Source organism: Paraburkholderia fungorum, from assembly GCF_003610895.1.
Lineage (GTDB): Bacteria > Pseudomonadota > Gammaproteobacteria > Burkholderiales > Burkholderiaceae > Paraburkholderia > Paraburkholderia fungorum_B.
Window position 1 is genome coordinate 321,794 of sequence record NZ_MCAS01000034.1, and the last position, 17,678, is coordinate 339,471.

Annotated in this window: 11 protein-coding genes; 7 read left to right on the forward strand and 4 right to left on the reverse strand. The window is 62.9% G+C overall.

Translation table 11 applies throughout. From position 1 onward, the window contains the following. Positions 1 to 103 precede the first annotated feature (103 nt). On the forward strand, positions 104 to 3,814 hold the full coding sequence (locus tag BCY88_RS28080; protein WP_120347411.1) for a YadA-like family protein: 3,711 nt from the start codon (positions 104 to 106) through the stop codon (positions 3,812 to 3,814). Between the two features lie 122 nt (positions 3,815 to 3,936). On the opposite strand, the gene BCY88_RS28085 is transcribed toward BCY88_RS28080, so the two are convergent. The 4 genes from BCY88_RS28085 to BCY88_RS28100 all read right to left on the reverse strand — a co-directional run bounded on the left by BCY88_RS28085 (position 3,937) and on the right by BCY88_RS28100 (position 8,162). Next, positions 3,937 to 4,065 carry an MFS transporter small subunit gene (locus tag BCY88_RS28085; RefSeq protein WP_120347412.1) on the reverse strand — a complete coding sequence of 43 codons (129 nt, stop codon included), beginning with the start codon at positions 4,063 to 4,065 and terminating at the stop codon, positions 3,937 to 3,939. 12 nt (positions 4,066 to 4,077) lie between these two features. Further along, positions 4,078 to 5,481: an L-lactate MFS transporter gene (locus BCY88_RS28090; RefSeq protein WP_120347413.1), complete on the reverse strand. Its 1,404-nt coding sequence runs from the start codon at positions 5,479 to 5,481 to the stop codon at positions 4,078 to 4,080. Between the two features lie 490 nt (positions 5,482 to 5,971). Further along, on the reverse strand, positions 5,972 to 7,300 hold the full coding sequence (gene shiA, locus BCY88_RS28095; protein ID WP_120347414.1) for a shikimate transporter: 1,329 nt from the start codon (positions 7,298 to 7,300) through the stop codon (positions 5,972 to 5,974). A gap of 214 nt (positions 7,301 to 7,514) precedes the next feature. Further along, positions 7,515 to 8,162 (reverse strand): TetR family transcriptional regulator, encoded by a 648-nt coding sequence (locus BCY88_RS28100; RefSeq protein ID WP_120347415.1) that lies wholly within the window; start codon positions 8,160 to 8,162, stop codon positions 7,515 to 7,517. A 164-nt stretch (positions 8,163 to 8,326) separates the two neighbouring features. Between BCY88_RS28100 and BCY88_RS28105 the strand changes: the two genes are divergently transcribed. The 6 genes from BCY88_RS28105 (at position 8,327) to BCY88_RS28130 (ending at position 17,657) form a co-directional block, all read left to right on the forward strand. Continuing rightward, entirely contained in the window at positions 8,327 to 9,532 is a 1,206-nt protein-coding gene (locus BCY88_RS28105) for a MexX/AxyX family multidrug efflux RND transporter periplasmic adaptor subunit (RefSeq protein ID WP_120347416.1), read from the forward strand. An 89-nt stretch (positions 9,533 to 9,621) separates the two neighbouring features. Continuing rightward, complete coding sequence (locus BCY88_RS28110) at positions 9,622 to 12,762, forward strand: multidrug efflux RND transporter permease subunit (protein ID WP_120347417.1); 3,141 nt, start codon at positions 9,622 to 9,624, stop codon at positions 12,760 to 12,762. A 26-nt stretch (positions 12,763 to 12,788) separates the two neighbouring features. After that, positions 12,789 to 14,249, forward strand: coding sequence for an efflux transporter outer membrane subunit (locus BCY88_RS28115; protein WP_404935738.1), 1,461 nt, complete (start codon positions 12,789 to 12,791; stop codon positions 14,247 to 14,249). A 162-nt stretch (positions 14,250 to 14,411) separates the two neighbouring features. Next, positions 14,412 to 14,636, forward strand: a complete 225-nt coding sequence (locus BCY88_RS28120; protein ID WP_120347418.1) for a hypothetical protein — start codon at positions 14,412 to 14,414, stop codon at positions 14,634 to 14,636. Beyond that, complete coding sequence (locus BCY88_RS28125) at positions 14,614 to 15,333, forward strand: GntR family transcriptional regulator (protein WP_120347419.1); 720 nt, start codon at positions 14,614 to 14,616, stop codon at positions 15,331 to 15,333. Before BCY88_RS28120 ends, BCY88_RS28125 begins: the two co-directional genes overlap by 23 nt. Before the next feature lie 560 nt (positions 15,334 to 15,893). After that, positions 15,894 to 17,657: a thiamine pyrophosphate-binding protein gene (locus BCY88_RS28130; RefSeq protein ID WP_120347420.1), complete on the forward strand. Its 1,764-nt coding sequence runs from the start codon at positions 15,894 to 15,896 to the stop codon at positions 17,655 to 17,657. Positions 17,658 to 17,678: the final 21 nt, after the last annotated feature.

The following is a 17,678-nucleotide window of genomic DNA, read 5'->3' on the forward strand; positions in this document are numbered from 1 at the left end:
GTGTTCTTAAGTTTTTCGATGTTTGGGTTTGATGATTAGGATTTCTTAAGAAAAATCCTGAATCTGAATTTCGGGCCTGAATTCGATAGAAAAATTGGGAGGAATGTTGAACAAGACTTATAAGACTGTTTGGAACAGAACGACCCGCACCTACGTCGCTGCATCCGAGGTGGCGAAGAGTCGTGGTGCGAAGAGCGCGTCGACATGTGGAACGCTGGTCGTCGCCAGCGCGGGATTGTTGGGTGCGTTGGCGTTTTCATTGCCGGCAAGTGCGGCCGAGTGCGAGGCAGAGGCGCAGGGTTGTATCAATGCGAAGGTGATGCAGGCAGCGCTATCCGCCGACCCGGCAAAGTTGCCGATTGACGCCGCCACGTCCGAACAGTTGGCGGTGGCGATCGATAACGCAAGCGCGTTTGCTGGTCATCCGCCGGTTGCGGCGGTGCAGCGGGTGGGCAGTGCTCAGGCGAGTTCGATGAATCTCGCGGCGGTCTCGGCGGCGGCTCCTGTGACCGATTACATTGCGGTGAGCGAGAATGTCACGGGTGGCGTGGCGACGCATACCTCAACAGATATGAATGCAATGGCGGTCGGGCCGACCGCGGCAGCGACAGGGGTCAATGCAACAGCGGTCGGCGCTCAGGCCGCCGCCGGCAGTCGCGGATCGACCGCAATTGGCGCTGCGGCGGCGGCATTGGCGGTGAACGCTACTGTTGTGGGAGCCGGTGCATCGAGCGGCTTCGACGCAACCAACGGTGTTTCGATCGGCTATATGGCTGACGCTGAAGGCGCCAACAGCTTGTCGCTTGGAACGAGCAGTATGGCGAACGGCGACGGCTCCGTCGCTATGGGAACCAACACTTTCACGGCCACTGGTGCAACCAATGCGCTGGCGCTGGGTGCGAACGCTCAGGTCAACACGCAAGGCTCCGTAGCACTCGGCAGCGGATCGGTGGCCGATCGGGTGAATTCGGTGGCGGTGGGTAGCGCTGCGCTGCGTCGCCAGATCATTAACGTGGCAGCCGGCACATTCGACTCGGATGCTGCGACGGTGGGCCAACTCAGGGGCGTGAGCGCGGCGCTTGGCGGTGCTGCGGCGATCAACCCTGACGGTTCGATCGTCGCACCGGCTTACGCCATAGGCGGGACGACCTATAACGATGTTGGCGCAGCTTTGGCCGCCGTTGTGAAAAGCAGCGCGGCGGGCAGCGCCGACGCGCTCCAGTACGACACCGGAAAGCACGATATCGCGACGCTCGGCAATGCGGGCATCCCCGTCAAGCTCACCAACGTCGCGGATGGCGCATTGAGCGCCTATAGTTCCGACGCTGTCACCGGCGCGCAGCTTTACAGCACCAATCAGGTCGTCGCACAAAATACCGCGGACATTGCCGGCATAACCACTAACATCAACAACGGTGCGGTTGGTCTGGTTCAGCAGGACCCGGTTTCGCATGACCTCACCGTCGGAAAAGGTAAGGACGGCAAGCATGTCGACTTCACCGGAACCACCGGCCCGCGCGAATTGCTCGGCGTGGCGGCGGGTACCGCGGCGGGTTCCGCCGTCAATCTCAGCCAGCTCAGTCCGGTTGTCTCCGCGCTCGGCGGCGGCGCCACGGTCAATGCGGACGGTTCAGTAACCGGCCCGATTTATCATGTTCAGGTCGGCACCCAGACCACGGTGGGCGGCGCGCTGAGCGCACTCGACACGGGTCTTTCGTCGTTAAAGACGCAAATCAACACCGGCTCAGTCGGTTTGGTGACCCAGGATCCAACGTCTCATGACTTGCTTGTCGGTGCGGCGACTGACGGTGCGCGCGTCAATATGGCGGGCAATGCCGGCGCCCGTGCAGTATCGGGTGTGGCCGCCGGTGCGATCAATGCCGCCAGCGATCAGGCGGTGAACGGTGCGCAACTGTATGCGAATACGGCGAGCACGGCGGTAGCGCTGGGCGGTGGCGCGAAAGTCAATCCGGACGGAACGCTCAAGACACCCGTCTACAGCATTGGCGGAAATACATACAGCGACATAGGTTCGGCGCTCGCGGCAGCCGTGACAACCGGCGTCGCGGCGAGCGCCGACTCGGTTCAATACGACTCGACTTCGCATGACACGGTGACGTTGGGGAGCACCGGCACGCCGGTGCGGATCACCAATGTGCTCGCCGGAGCGCTTGCTGCCAACAGTTCAGATGCCGTGAACGGGTCGCAACTGTTCGCGACCAACCAGACCGTAGAGCAGAACGCCGCTGATATTGCCGCCAACACCGGCAATATCGCGAACCTCGATCAGCGCGTCACGAATAACACCACGCAGATCGCCAACCTGGATGCGCGCGCCACCACGATCGAGGCAGACGTGAGCAACATCACGAATCAGATCACGAATGGCGAGATCGGTCTTGTCCAGCAGGATCAGGTGTCGCGCAATCTCACGGTCGCCAAGGACGTCGACGGCGCCAGCGTCGATTTCACCGGCACCGGCGGCGCCCGCGAGCTGACGGGTATCGCGGCGGGCACCTCGGATACGTCCGGGGTCAATGTCGGTCAGATCAAACCCATGGCAGCGGCGCTCGGCGGTGGTGCGCAGATCAATGCCGATGGTTCGGTGAGTGGTCCCACGTATCACGTGCAAGGAGCCACGCAAACCACGGTTGGCGACGCGCTCGGCTCGCTCGACAGCGGACTGACCACCTTGCAGCAAAACATGGAGACCGGCGGCATTGGCATCGTCACGCAAGATCCTGTGTCGCGCATCATCAACATTGGTGCGACGACCGGCGGAGGTCTGATCAACATAGCGGGCACGGCAGGCAATCGGGTGCTCACCGGCGTGGCGCCTGGCGCAGTCAATGCCACCAGCGCCGACGCCATCAGCGGCGCGCAGCTCTATACGCAGGCGGCGAGTACGGCGGTGGCGCTTGGCGGCGGGGCGACGGTCAACCCGAACGGTTCCGTGACGGCGCCGTCGTATCGCGTGGGTGGCACGGTCGTGAACAACGTCGGCAGCGCGATCACCAATCTGGACGGCCGCGTGACGCAGAACACCAACGATATTGCCGGGCTGCAAACCACGGTCAGCAACATCAGCGGGTCGGTGGCGAATGCGCTCCAGTACGACAGTTCCGCGCACGACAAGGTCACGCTCGGCGGCACGGCGGCCAACGCACCTAAGGTCACGCTCACCAACCTGCAGGATGGCGAAGTGTCGGCGACCAGCAGCGACGCGGTTACCGGCGCGCAACTCTGGAATACGAACCAGCAGATCGACAACCTCGGTCAGCAGATCGGCGACATCAATCTCGCCGTGAAGAATACCCAGGCCACCGGCAGCTCATATGTCGCCGTCAACAGCACGGGCAATACGGCGCAGGCGATCGGCAACGGTACCGTGGCGATCGGCGGCGGCGCGCAAGCGAGTGCGCCGAACTCGGTTGCGATTGGCGAGGGCTCGGTTGCCGATCAGTCAAACACGGTTTCGGTCGGTTCGGCAGGCAACGAGCGCCGCATCACCAACGTCGCAGCGGGGCAGGCGCCCGCAGACGCCGTGAACATGCAGCAGTTCCAGGGCGGCATGAACGAAATCGCGCGCAATGCGTATTCGGGCACGGCGTCGGCCATTGCGTTGACCATGGTTCCTGAGGTCGATGCGAACAAGAACCTCGCCATTGGTGTCGGGACGGCCGGCTACAAGGGCTATCAGGCGGTGGCGGTGGGTTTGTCGGCGCGTGTGACGCAGAGCCTCAAGGTAAAGCTCGGGGCGGGCATCAGTTCTGCCACGACGACAGTCGGCGCCGGTGCGGCGTATCAGTGGTAGCCACGGCGGGGAAGGATGAGCGCGCGCGTTACCGGCGCGGCTAGATCAGCAGTTGGATAAGCAGTCGGACAAGCAACTGCAGGCACCCCGCTCATGACATCGTGCGGGGTGCGGCGCAACACTTACTTGAACAGCTTCAACGCCTGCGAGAGCGTATTGATCACACCCCATGCCAGCGGCAGCATCACATACAGCCAGAAGACGGCGAGCTTGACCTTGTTGGTCGGATGAACGGCTTGAACGGTCGACATGCGAGTCTCTCCTTAGGCGCCTTTGGCGAGTTGTGCGTCGGTCATGTGGTGTTTATCGTCGACACGCTTGACCAGCAGGTTGCAGACGAAGCCGATCACCAGCAGCACGACCATGATGTGGATCGTCATCGTGTAGGCGTCTGCCTTGGCGACGCCGTGCGCCACCTGATAGGCGCGGATGTAGTTCACCAGCACCGGACCCGCGACACCAGCCGCTGCCCACGCGGTCAGCAGGCGGCCGTGAATGCCGCCGACGAACGCTGTGCCGAACATGTCCGCGAGATACGCGGGCACCGTTGAGAAGCCGCCGCCGTACATCGACAGGATCACGCAGTACGCAAGCACGAACAGGGCAATCTGCCCGGAAGCCGCGAAGCCTGGCACGACGTAGTACAGCACGGCGCCGAGCGCGAAGAAGATGAAGTAGGTGTTCTTGCGGCCGAGCCAGTCCGAAGCCGAGGCCCACACGAAGCGGCCGCCCATGTTGAACAGCGACAGCAGACCGACGAAGCCGGCCGCCGCGGCAGCCGTCACGGTGCCCTTGAAGCTTTCCTGAATCATCACCGAGGCCTGGCCGAGAATGCCGATGCCGGCGGTCACGTTGAGGAACAGCACCAGCCAGATCAGATAGAACTGCGGCGTCTTCAGCGCCTGATCGATGTGCACGTGGTTACGCGAAATCATCTTCTTCTGATTGGTTGCGGGCGGTGTCCAGCCGGCCGGCTTCCAGTCAGCCGGCGGCACGCGGATCGCGAGTGCGCCGATCGTCATCGAGATGAAGTACGCAATGCCGAGCACCACGAACGTTTCGGCCACGCCAATGCTGGTCGCGCTACGGAAGTGGTTCATCAAGGCCACCGACAACGGCGCGGCAATCATCGCGCCGCCGCCGAAGCCCATGATCGCCATGCCGGTCGCCATGCCGCGACGGTCCGGAAACCAGCGGATCAACGTCGACACCGGCGACACATAGCCGAGCCCAAGTCCGATCCCGCCGATCACGCCGTAGCCGAGATAAAGCAGCACGATCTGGTGCAGATACACGCCGAGCGCGGAGACGAGAAAGCCGCCGCCGAAGCAGCATGCGGCGGTAAACATCGTGCGGCGCGGGCCGACATGCTCGAGCCACTTGCCGGCAAATGCCGCCGACAAACCCAGGAACACGATCGCCAGCGAAAAGATCCAGCCGAGCGACGTCAGCGACCAGTCGTCAGCGGCGGATTGCGTAATGCCGACGACTTTGGTCAACGGTCCATTGAACACGGAAAAGGCGTATGCCTGGCCGATACAAAGGTGCACGGCGAGCGCGGCGGGTGGAACCATCCAGCGCGAAAACCCCGGTTTCGCGACGGTGGCCTCTTTGGAAAAGAATGGGGCTGAGCCTGAAGTGCCATTCGGCTCGGTGATACTGCTCATGGTCGGTCTCCGGTGAGAAATTCTTTGTTATCGGCGCTTCATACACACTACTTGAGTGTCGCGGTGTAAAAATTGCTGGCTGATATGGAATAAATATATGAATTCTAATTTCATATGATGTACGCAGAATGGATATATCACGCGCTTGGACGAACGATAGGGCGCGAACATGGCCTTTGCAATATGAGATAAGAATGCATAAGGCATTAGCCTGGTGAAATACGACCGTAATCTGCCGAATTGCGGCAGCGCGGCATGAGGCTTCGGAATGAATGACCGCAGACGAGGTATGAATGCCGGAATCGGCAGGAAGGCGGGGATAGGAGAAGCGGGCCGGCATTGGCACTTTCCGGCCGGCCCGTTGCAACAATCAGTGAATAGTGAGGCGTGAGAACCGCGGCAAGGAGTGCGGTGACGGATGCGGTGAGAAGCGCGGTAAGAACCGCGGTAAGGAGTGCGGCAAAGCGCGCGGCGAAAACCGCGCGGAAAATCAGGCGACCGTGCGCCCGGTCTTCATCTTCGCTGCCACCAGCACCGAGATCAGGCAGCCGATGGCGAGGTACGCCGCCACCGGATGCCAGGAGCCGCCGGCAAAGCTGACCAGCGCCACCGCGATGAACGGCGTGAAGCCGCCGCCCACCACGCTCGCCACCTGATAACCGACGCCTGCCCCGCTGTAGCGGTACTCGGTGCCGAACAGTTCGGTGAACATGGGTTGCTGCACGCTCACGACCATGTCGTGGGCGACGTTGGCGAGCATGACCGCGAAGATCACGATCCACACCGTCGAGCGTGCTTCGAGCGCGAGAAAAAACGGCACCGCGCTGAACATCCCGACCAGCGCGCCGATGATATACACGCGGCGGCGGCCGAAGCGGTCCGCCAGCCACGCGAAGCAAGGAATCGTCACGCAACTTACCGCGCCGACCAGCAGGCCGATCGTGAGGAAGAACTCGCGCGGCATGTGCAGATTGGCGGTCGAGTAGTTGAGGGCGAACGCCGTCACGATATACATCGTGAACAACTCGGCAAGACGCAGCGCGATAATCAGCAGAAAGGCCTTGGGGTGTTTCAGCAGAGCCTCGACGATCGGCAGCCGCACGCTGCGTTCGCCGTGCTGGCCGACCTTCTCGACGAACTCCTTCGACTCCTCCATGCTCGAACGGATCCAAAGCGCGATCAGCACCAGCACCACGCTGAACAGGAAGGGCAGGCGCCAGCCCCAATTCAGGAACGCGGCGTTGTCCATCGAGCGGCTGATGATCGCGACGAGGCCGGTCGAGAGCACCAGACCCACGCCATAGCCAACCTGCACGCCGCTGCTGTAGAACGCCTTTTTCTTCTCCGGCGCGCTTTCGACCGCCATCAAGGCCGCGCCGCCCCATTCGCCGCCGACCGCGAAGCCCTGAATCGCGCGCAAGGTGACGAGCAGCACCGGCGCCCACCAGCCGATACTCGAGAAAGCCGGCAGCAGGCCGATCGCCGCGGTGGAGAGTCCCATCATCATCACCGTGAGGACCAGCATGCGCTTGCGTCCAAGCCGGTCGCCGTAGTGGCCGAACACGAAGCCGCCGAGCGGCCGGAACAGAAAACCGACGCCGAAGGTGGCGAATGCGGCGAGCGTGCCCATCGCCGGGCTGACCTTCGGGAAGAACTCGGCATTGAAGACCAGCGCGGCAACGATGCCGTACAGCAGAAAGTCGTACCAGTCGACCACGGCACCGATAAAGCTGCCGAGCGCCGCCTTGCGTGCCTGGTTGCGCGCCGTGCCGTTGCCGGCCGTGGCCGTTTTCGGTGCTTTGGGGATAGTGGTGCTCATCAGGGTGTCTCCTTCGGATTCTCGGACTGCTGTTCAGGATCGCGCGGCGCAGAACACATGCTGGAAGAAGCGCGGCGGCCGCCGACCCGTTGCAGGATTCCCGAAGGTTAATGATGCGATGCCCATCTCACAATCGGCATTCGATGCCAATTGCGCGATTATCGATCGCGTCTGCGCGAATAGCGCGCGTTTTACGTGTTTACACCAAGCCGGTTTAGAGCGCGGCGCGAGATTCCGTGCGCCGTAGCCGTGCCGAATCGCGCAGTGTGTCGATACCGGCGAGCAGCAGCGCGTCGACGTCTTCCCAGGGCGTGTGGCGCAGGCGGTCGGTCCACACCATCGTGCCGAAAATGCCTTCCACCAGCGATTGAAAGTACACGCTCGCGAGATGCAGGTTGAGGCTGGCCGGCAACTCGCCGTTGGCGACTGCGCGACGCAGCAGCGCGGTCGTGATGCGCAGTGTCTGCTTGTCGTAAAGCGTGCGTCTCCGCAGTAACGGGGCGTTTTCCTCGCTCTGCTCGCACTTCATATAGAGGATCTCGAGTACGCGCTGCACCGAACCCGATTCGACGCATTGCCGCAGATAGTGCAGCGCCGCCTCGCGCAGCGCTTCCAGCGCGGGGCCGTCCTCGGCTAGCTCGAAGCCCTCGGCGGCGCGCGCGAACGCGCGGTCGCACATCGCGAGGCAGACCTCGATCTTGTTCTTGTAGTGTCCGTAGACCGCGCCACGCGACACACCCGCCGCGTCGGCGATATCGGCCATCGCGGTTTGCGCGACGCCTTTTTCCAGAAACACCAGCTCAGCGGCATCGAGGATGCCGTTACGCGTGTTCTGCGATTCCTCTTTCGTTTTGCGGGCCATTCACACCAACCTTTCACTTTGCTGTCGCCACCAAGCAACAGTCTTACGGTTTTTCGCTGTATTCAATCAGTCATGACTGATTATAATCGATCGCCTTTCGCGGACTGCTGGATGAGTCCGGCGGCAGCCCGGCGGTGGTGACCGCTTCGACACAAAGGATTCAGATGAAAACCACACGCGCCATTCCGATCACGCTTGCCGTAGCCACACTGCTCACGCTGCTCGCGGGATGCGGCAAACAGAACCCGCAAGCCGATGCTGCGGCCGCCGCGCCGCAGGAAGTCGCGGTGATGACGGTGCATCCGTCATCCGTACCGCTTGGCGTCGAGTTGCCGGGCAGGCTCGAAGCATACCGGCAAGCAGAAGTGCGTGCGCGAGTAGCGGGCATTGTCACGGCGCGTCTCTATGACGAAGGACAGGAGGTGCGCAAGAACGCGCCGCTGTTCCGGATCGACCCCGCGCCGCTGAAGGCCGCACTGGACGTGGCCGCCGGCGCGTTGGCGCGCGCCGAAGCCAATGCGCTCGGCGCCACCGACAAGCGCAAGCGCTACGACGATCTCGTCACCGATCGTGCGGTAAGCGAACGCGACCACACCGAAGCGTTGATCGAAGAGCGTCAGGCGAAGGCCGAGGTGGCCTCGGCTCGCGCCGAACTCGAGCGGGCGCGCCTGCAATTGAGTTACGCGACAGTCACCGCGCCGATCGACGGCCGCGCCCGGCGCGCGCTCGTGACTGAAGGCGCGCTGGTCGGCCAGGATTCGGCCACACCGCTGACTACGGTCGAGCAGATCGATCCGATCTACGTGAACTTCTCGCAACCGGCGGCGGACGTCGCCGCGCTGCGTCGCGCGATCGATACCGGACGCGTGCAAGGCGTCGCGCAGAAGGACATCAAGGTCTATCTGACACTGCCGGACGGCAGCGAATACGCGCAGACCGGCAAGTTGCTGTTCACCGATCTCGCGGTCGATCCGGGCACGGACTCGGTTGCGATGCGTGCGCTCTTTCCCAACGTGCAACGCGAGCTGCTGCCGGGCGCCTACGTGCGCATCAGGCTGGATCGCGCGATCGATACCGCGGCGATCGCGGTGCCGCGCGATGCCGTCACCCGCACGGCGGACGACGCAACGGTCAAGATCGTCGATGCCACGAACAAGGTCGCGGTGGTGCCCGTGCAGGTCAACGAACTGAAGGGCCGCAACTGGCTTGTCACGCGTGGTCTGAAGGGCGGCGAGCGCGTCATCGTGGAAAACGCCGCGACGCTTGTGCCCGGCACGGCCGTTACGCCGCGCGAACGGAGTGAACAGAGTGAACCGGGTAAACGCAGTGCGGACCAGCCGGGCGCAGCGAAGGCCCCGGCCAGCACGTAGCGGGTGAACCGGCTGGTTCCCGCCAACCGGCCGCGCGGCGCCCGCAGCATGCGCCGCGACGGTCGAAATCCAACTGATCAGAGAGCACCATGGCTCGATTTTTTATCGATCGCCCCGTCTTCGCGTGGGTGATTTCCTTACTCATCATGCTCGCGGGCGTCTTCGCGATCCGTGCGCTGCCGGTCGCGCAGTACCCGGACATCGCGCCGCCCGTGGTCAACATCTGGGCGAACTATCCGGGCGCCTCGGCGCAGGTCGTCGAGGAATCGGTGACCGCGGTGATCGAGCGCGAGATGAATGGCGCACCTGGTCTGATGTATACCTCGGCGACCAGCAGTGCCGGTTCGGCATCCATCACCCTGACCTTCAAGCAGGGCACGAACCCCGATCTTGCCGCGGTCGAAGTACAGAACCGTTTGAAGACGGTCGAGGCGCGTTTGCCGGAACCGGTGCGGCGCGACGGCGTCTCCGTCGAGAAGGCGGCGGACAACATCCAGCTTGTCGTCACGCTGACTTCCGACGACGGCCGCATGAGCGAGGTGCAACTCGGCGAACTCGCGTCGGCGAATGTCGTGCAGGCGCTGCGGCGTGTCGAGGGCGTCGGCAAGGTGCAGTTCTGGGGCGCCGAATACGCCATGCGGATCTGGCCCGACCCGATCAAGATGACTTCGCTGAATCTCTCCGCGTCCGATCTGGTCGCGGCGATCCGCAGCCACAACGCGCGTGTGACGGTCGGCGATATCGGCAACCAGGCGGTGCCGGCCTCGGCGCAGATCAGCGCCACCGTGCTCGCGGGCGGTCAGCTGAGCACGCCGGAGGCCTTTGGCGGCATTGCGTTGCGCACCCGGCCGGACGGCTCGGCGCTGTATCTGCGCGACGTGGCGCGGATCGAATTCGGCGGCAGCGATTATGCGTTCACCTCGCGCGTCAACGGCAAGACCGCGACGGGTATGGCGATCAAGCTGGCGCCGGGCTCGAATGCGGTCGCCACGACCAAACGCGTGCGCGAGACGATGGACCAGTTGAAGAAGTACTTTCCGCCGGGCGTGAGCTATCAGATTCCGTACGAGACCGCGTCGTTCGTGCAGATCTCGATCCAGAAAGTGATCAGCACGCTGATCGAGGCCGGCGTGCTCGTGTTCCTCGTGATGTACCTGTTCATGCAGAACATCCGGGCGACCCTGATCCCGACGCTGGTCGTGCCGGTCGCGTTGCTCGGCACATTCGGCGTGATGCTTGCGCTCGGTTTCTCGATCAACGTGCTGACGATGTTCGGCATGGTGCTGGCGATCGGCATTCTGGTCGACGATGCGATCGTGGTGGTCGAGAACGTGGAACGGATCATGGCCGAGGAGGGGCTATCGCCGTACGAAGCGACGGTGAAGGCAATGCGCCAGATCAGCGGCGCGATTATCGGCATCACGGTGGTGCTGACCTCGGTGTTCCTGCCGATGGCGTTCTTCAGCGGCGCGGTGGGCAACATCTACCGGCAGTTTGCGTTGTCGCTGGCAGTATCGATCGGGTTTTCGGCGTTTCTCGCCTTGTCGCTCACGCCGGCGCTGTGCGCGACGCTGCTCAAGCCGGTCGCCGCCGGTCACCATGAAAAGCGCGGTTTCTTCGGCTGGTTCAACCGGATGTTTGCGCGTATGACGGGCCGCTACCACGGCGCGGTCGCGAAGATACTGCGCAAGCCGGTGCGCTGGATGACGGCGTACGCGGCAATCGGCGCGGCGGTCGCCATGCTGTTCACGGGTCTGCCGAGCGCGTTTCTGCCCGACGAAGATCAGGGCAACTTCATGATCATGGTGATGCGCCCGCAAGGCGCGACGATGGCGGAAACGATGCAGAGCATCAAGGCCGTGGAGGGCTATCTGCTCGACAAGGAGCCAGTCGAGTACGTGTATGCGATTGGCGGCTTCAGCAACTACGGCAGCGGCCCGAGCAGCGGCATGATCTTCTCGACACTGAAGAACTGGAAAGATCGTAAGGATACCCAGGCGCATGTACAGGCCATCGTCGAACGCGTGAACCAGCGCTTTGCCGGCACGCCGGACACCATGGTATTCGCGATGAACTCGCCCGCGTTGCCGGACCTCGGCTCGACGAGCGGTTTCGACTTCCGTTTGCAGGACCGCGGCGGCGCCGGCTACGCGGCGCTGGTGGCGGCGCGTGAACAATTGTTGACCGAAGGCCACCGGCAGACTGGCATTACCGACCTGATGTTCGCCGGTCAACCGGACGCACCGCAGATCGTGCTCGACATCGATCGCAACAAGGCCGCGGCGATGGGCGTGACGATGGACGAGATCAACACCACGCTCGCCGTCATGTTCGGCTCCGACTACATCGGCGATTTCATGCACGGCTCGCAGGTGCGGCGCGTGATCGTGCAGGCGGACGGGCGCAATCGCGTCGACGTCGACGATGTGCGCAAGCTGCGCGTGCGCAATGCGGCAGGCGAGATGGTACCGCTCTCGGCGTTTGTCACGTTGCAATGGCGTGCCGGGCCGTCGCAATTGACGCGTTACAACGGTTACCCGTCGTTCACGCTGAACGGCTCTGCCGCTCCCGGCTACAGCAGCGGCGAAGCGATGCGGGTGATGGAAACGCTGGCGGGCAAATTGCCGGCGGGGATCGGCTTCGACTGGTCGGGGCAATCGTTCGAGGAGCGTCTGTCGGGCTCGCAGGCGCCGATGCTGTTTGCGCTGTCCGTGCTGATCGTGTTCCTCGCGCTCGCGGCGCTGTATGAAAGCTGGTCGATTCCGCTCGCGGTGATTCTGGTCGTGCCGCTCGGCGTGATCGGCGCGGTGCTGGGCGTGACGCTGCGCGGCATGCCCAACGATATCTACTTCAAGGTCGGCCTGATTGCGACGATCGGCCTGTCGGCCAAGAACGCGATCCTGATCGTCGAGGTGGCGAAAGATCTGTATGCCGAGGGTATGCCGCTGATCGACGCCACCCTCGAAGCCGCGCGTCTGCGCTTGCGGCCGATCGTGATGACATCGCTTGCGTTCGGCGTCGGCGTGGTGCCGCTCGCGTTCGCCTCGGGCGCGGCATCCGGTGCGCAGATCGCAATTGGCACGGGTGTGCTGGGCGGCATCATCAGCGCGACCGTGCTGGCGATTTTCATGGTGCCGCTGTTCTTTGTGGTGGTCGGGCGTCTATTCAACGTTGGCAAGCGCCGGCGCCCTGGCCTCGCCGCGACGAATGCAATGGAGATAAAGGAATGAAGCGCGCTTTGGTGCAACAAGACCCGATGCAACACGACCCGATGCAAAGACGGACGCAGGAGCCGGCGCACGCCGGGCGGGTGGCGCGCGCGGCGCTGGCAGGACTGCTGATGGTGCTTGCGGGCTGCTCGATGGCGCCGCGCTATGAGCGTCCGCCGGCGCCGGTGCCGCAGGCCTTTCCAGTTTCGGCGGCGGACAATCACGTGAGCAGCGATTCCACCGCGCAAGATCTGGACGACTGGCGTGTCTATTTCACCGACCCGGCCTTGAATCATCTGATCGAGATGGCGCTCGCCAACAACCGCGACCTGCGCACCGCTACCTTGCGCATTCAGGAAGCGCGCGCGCTGTATGGCATCCAGTTCGCGGAGCGGCTGCCTTCCGTCGATGCCACCGCCAGCTACAACCGCGGCCGGACCGTGGATTCGTCGCTCGGTGAAAACGTCGTGGCAAGCCAGTATCGCGCGGCGCTCGGCGTGAGCGCCTTCGAACTGGATGTGTTCGGGCGCGTGAAGAGTCTGTCGGACGCCGCGCTGGCCGAGTATCTCGCCAGTGTGGAGGCGCAGCGCGCCGTGCAGATCAGTCTGATTGCGGAAGTCGCGTCGGCGTATGTCGCCGAGCGCGCGCTTTACGATCAGGAACAACTGGCGCGCCGTACGCTCGCCGCGCGTGAGGGCATCTACGCACTGACGAAGCGCCGCTATGGCGCGGGCATGAGTACTGCGATCGAATTGCGTACCGCGCAGATGCTGGTCGACTCCGCGCGCGCCTCGTTGGCTGCGCTGGCGCGTGAGCGCACCCAGGCGGCGAGTTCGCTGCAGTTGCTGCTGGGCGATTTCACCGTTGACTTGCAGCGCAGCGCGCCGGTGCTCGACGACCTGACGATGATGCCGGTGGCGGCCGGCCTGTCGTCGGATTTGCTGACACGCAGGCCGGATATGCGCGAAGCCGAACAACGCCTGAAAGCCGCGAACGCGAATATCGGCGCGGCCCGGGCGGCGTTCTTTCCGAGCCTGCGCATCACCACCGAAGTGGGCTCGGTCAGCGACGGCTTTTCCCGTCTGTTCGCGGGCGGCTCGGGGGTGTGGTCGTTCGCGCCGCAACTGACCTTGCCGATCTTCAGCGGTGGCCGTAATCGCGCGAACCTCGATCTCGCAACGGTGCGCAAGGACATTGCGATCACCGGCTACGAAAAGACGATTCAGACTGCTTTCCGCGAGGTGGCCGACGCCCTTGCCGCCCGTGATCAGATCGACGCACAGGTCGATGCGCAAAAGGGCGTCTATGAGGCGGACAATGAGCGGATGCGGCTCGCGCAACGGCGCTACACGAGCGGCGTGGCGACCTATCTGGAATTGCTCGACGCGCAACGCAGCCTGTTCGAGTCGGGCCAGGAGCTGATCCGGCTGAAGCAGTTGCGTCTCACCAACGCGATTGCACTGTACCGGGCACTGGGCGGCGGTTGGGCGAAGGAGGGCAGCGCGTGATCGCGGGGTAATTCTGACGTGTTGCGCATCGGGCGATCCGTGCTACCTTGACCTGATGTCTGGAAACAACAGCCACTGATATACTACATACAGAATATTGATTAATGCGGCATTGCAGCATATGATTGAGGGATCGGATCACTCAATCATTCGGAGTTACAAATGGAATTTGTTCCTCTCGCGCTGCTGGCCGTCGCTGTTGTGGGTTTGGGCTCGGCCGCCACCGTCCTGTTGACCCGCTGGATTCCGCAGCCGGTTGCGCAACTCGCGGCGCAGCATGGCCGGTTCGTCGGTTTGGGCGAACAGGAGGGCACAATAGCCGGGGCGGCGCCGTATCGTGCGCATGTTCAACAAGAGGCGATGAATGTCGTCAGAACTTCAAACTGAAGCAGTGGCCACACCCTTGACGCTGTCGTTGCAGCCGATTGGCGCGAGCGCAAGCTTGCGCGATCAGGCGTATGCGATGCTCCGCCAGGCCATTGCCGACGCGGACATCTATCAATCTCGCGAAGAAATCCGTCTCGACGAGCGTGTGCTGAGTGAATCGCTGGGCGTGAGCCGCACGCCGGTGCGCGAGGCGATGACCCTGCTCGAACAGGAAGGTTTTCTGCGCATGGTGCCGCGGCGCGGCATCTACATCGTGCGCAAGAGCAAGCGTGAGATCGTCGAAATGATCCAGATGTGGGCCGCGCTCGAAAGCATGGCGGCGCGTCTTGCCACGCTGCACGCCTCGGACGAGGAAATCGCCCGCCTGCGCCACATGTTCGACAATTTCCGCGACGCCACGCCGGCCGAGCACATTGCCGAGTATTCCGACGCCAACATCGCGTTTCATCAGGCGATCGTCGAGTTGTCGAAATCGCAGATCATTCTCGACACGATCAAAAACATCTTCATCCACGTGCGGGCGATTCGCCGCATGACCATTTCGCAAAGCGACCGCGCGTCGCGTTCGATCGTCGATCACCTGCGAATTATCGAGGCGTTGGAGCAGCGCGATACCGAACTGGCCGAGCGGCTCACGCGCCAGCATTCGCTGGATCTGGCGGCGTTTGTCGAAGCGAATTGCGATTTTCTGGACTGATGGCTGCTTAGGTGTCTGACGAGGCGCCCGCTTGGGTGCTGACTGGCGCGACGGATCAAAAAAGCCCGCGGTGATGCGATCACTGCGGGTTTTTTTGTTTTTCCGATCTGGCTGCGCCGGCCGAGGCTGGCCTGCAAATAGCGCTGTTTAGTGCCATCAGAATCCCTCTATGCCGCGTTCAGCAGGCGTCTGCGGCTCATGGTCCCTGAGTGCTCCCGTCTCGTCGTCCAGCTGCGGTCATTGAGCAGTAGGGGATAAGCCTTGCTTGACGGGTTGTGAAATATGGTATGTGATATATCAAACGATGCAGGAGCAGACACTCACTCAGTGTTTTCCCTCGGATCGAGCAGACCAACACGATGCCGTTCCGCTGCAACGTAGTGCAGGCAAGCATTTAGCACAAAACACCGGGATAGCCGCATCTTGAAATCGAACTTGATTGTATGTGATATATCACATACGGTATGTATCGGTGGTGATCGGCATAGGGTGTGTGAGGCTGGAGTAAGCGTGAAAGCACTGACTCCGGCCGACAGCTTTGCATGGGACTGGAGACGACTATGTCCGCAGTTGTTTCAACCGGGAATCCGGGCACGGGCAGCACGACGGCCGAAGACACGCTCAGGCAGAAGACTCGCGATGCCGGCGTTGTCTCAGGTGGCCATCTGGTGGCCAAGGCGCTGAAGAACGAGGGAGTCGACACGATCTTCACGCTGTGCGGCGGCCACATCATCGACATCTACGACGGTTGTGTCGATGAAGGGATTCGCATCATCGACGTGCGCCACGAACAGGTCGCCGCACATGCAGCGGACGGTTACGCACGGCAGACCGGCAAGCTCGGCTGTGTGGTGACGACGGCGGGCCCCGGTTGCATGAACGCGGTCACGGGCATCGCGACGGCGTTCCGCTCCGAAAGTCCGGTTCTCCATATCGGCGGACAAGGCGCGCTGACGCAGCACAAGATGGGCTCGCTGCAAGACCTGCCGCACGTCGACATCATGGCGCCAATTACCAAATTCGCTGCCAGCGTGCCGAGTACCGAGCGGGTTGCCGACATGATCTCGATGGCGGCGCGCGAATGCTTCAACGGCGCGCCCGGTCCGGCATACCTGGAAATTCCGCGCGACGTGCTCGACCGCGAAGTGGAATTGACGCGCGCAGTTGTGCCGCAGTCGGGCCACTATCGAGCCTCGACCCGGTCGATCGGCGATCCGCGCGATATCGAGAAACTGGCCGATATCCTCGTCGATGCCGAGCGGCCCGCGATCCTGTATGGCCAGCAGGTATGGACCGCGCGCGGTCATGAAGAGGCGATTGCGTTGTTGCGCGGTCTCGACATTCCTGGTTACTTCAATGGCGCAAGCCGCGGACTGCTGCCGCCAGGCGATCCGCATCACTTCGACCGCACCCGTTCGCAGGCCTTTGCGAATGCGGACGTACTGATCGTCGTCGGCACGCCGTTCGATTTCCGCATGGGTTACGGCAAACGCATCAGCCGCGAGTTGACACTGGTGCAGATCGACATGGACTACCGCACGGTCGGTAAGAACCGCGATATCGATCTCGGTCTGGTCGGCGATCCGGGCGCGATTCTGGCTGCCGTTCTGCAGGCGGCGAGCGGCCGTCTCAAAGGCGGCAAACGTCAGGCGCGACGCAAATGGATGGCGCAGTTGCAGGACGCCGAGGCCACCGCGACCGAAAAACTGATGCCGCTTTTCAAGTCGGACAGCACGCCGATCCATCCCTATCGCGTCGCCTACGAACTCAACGAATTCCTCTCCGACGACACCGTGTACATCGGCGATGGCGGCGACGTCGTCACGATTTCCGCGCAAGCGGTGCGTCCTCGCCGTCCTGGTCAATGGATGGACCCGGGCGCGCTCGGCTCGCTCGGTGTCGGCACCGGTTTTGCACTCGCCGCCAAGCTCGCGCATCCGCACAAAGAAGTGCTGTGCTACTACGGCGACGGCTCGTTCGGCATGACCGCGTTCGACATGGAAACCGCCAACCGCTTCGGCGCGCCGTATCTCGCGGTGATCGGCAACAACTCGGCGATGAACCAGATCCGCTACGGGCAGCTTGCCAAGTACGGTGAAGCGCGCGGCAACGTCGGCAATCTGCTGAGCGACGTGCCGTTCAGCAAGTTCGCGGAAATGCTCGGCGGCCATGGCGAAGAAGTGCGCGACCCGGCGCAGATAGCCGGCGCCTTGCAGCGCGCTCGCGAAGCGATTCATCGCACGGGCCGCTCGGCGATCGTGAATATCTGGGTCGACCCGCGCGAATACGCGCCGGGTACGAAGAATCAAACCATGTACAAGTAACGCGCTAACTCTGGCCGACAA

Excerpts from the sequence above, each read along its gene's own strand:
- BCY88_RS28110 (WP_120347417.1), top strand. The coding sequence starts at position 9,622 with ATGGCTCGATTTTTTATCGATCGCCCCGTCTTCGCGTGGGTGATTTCC.
- BCY88_RS28100 (WP_120347415.1), bottom strand. The coding sequence starts at position 8,162 with ATGGCCCGCAAAACGAAAGAGGAATCGCAGAACACGCGTAACGGCATC.
- BCY88_RS28085 (WP_120347412.1), bottom strand. The coding sequence starts at position 4,065 with ATGTCGACCGTTCAAGCCGTTCATCCGACCAACAAGGTCAAGCTCGCC.
- BCY88_RS28120 (WP_120347418.1), top strand. The coding sequence starts at position 14,412 with ATGGAATTTGTTCCTCTCGCGCTGCTGGCCGTCGCTGTTGTGGGTTTG.
- BCY88_RS28125 (WP_120347419.1), top strand. The coding sequence starts at position 14,614 with ATGTCGTCAGAACTTCAAACTGAAGCAGTGGCCACACCCTTGACGCTG.
- BCY88_RS28080 (WP_120347411.1), top strand. The coding sequence starts at position 104 with ATGTTGAACAAGACTTATAAGACTGTTTGGAACAGAACGACCCGCACC.
- BCY88_RS28130 (WP_120347420.1), top strand. The coding sequence starts at position 15,894 with ATGTCCGCAGTTGTTTCAACCGGGAATCCGGGCACGGGCAGCACGACG.
- shiA (WP_120347414.1), bottom strand. The coding sequence starts at position 7,300 with ATGAGCACCACTATCCCCAAAGCACCGAAAACGGCCACGGCCGGCAAC.
- BCY88_RS28090 (WP_120347413.1), bottom strand. The coding sequence starts at position 5,481 with ATGAGCAGTATCACCGAGCCGAATGGCACTTCAGGCTCAGCCCCATTC.
- BCY88_RS28115 (WP_404935738.1), top strand. The coding sequence starts at position 12,789 with ATGCAACACGACCCGATGCAAAGACGGACGCAGGAGCCGGCGCACGCC.
- BCY88_RS28105 (WP_120347416.1), top strand. The coding sequence starts at position 8,327 with ATGAAAACCACACGCGCCATTCCGATCACGCTTGCCGTAGCCACACTG.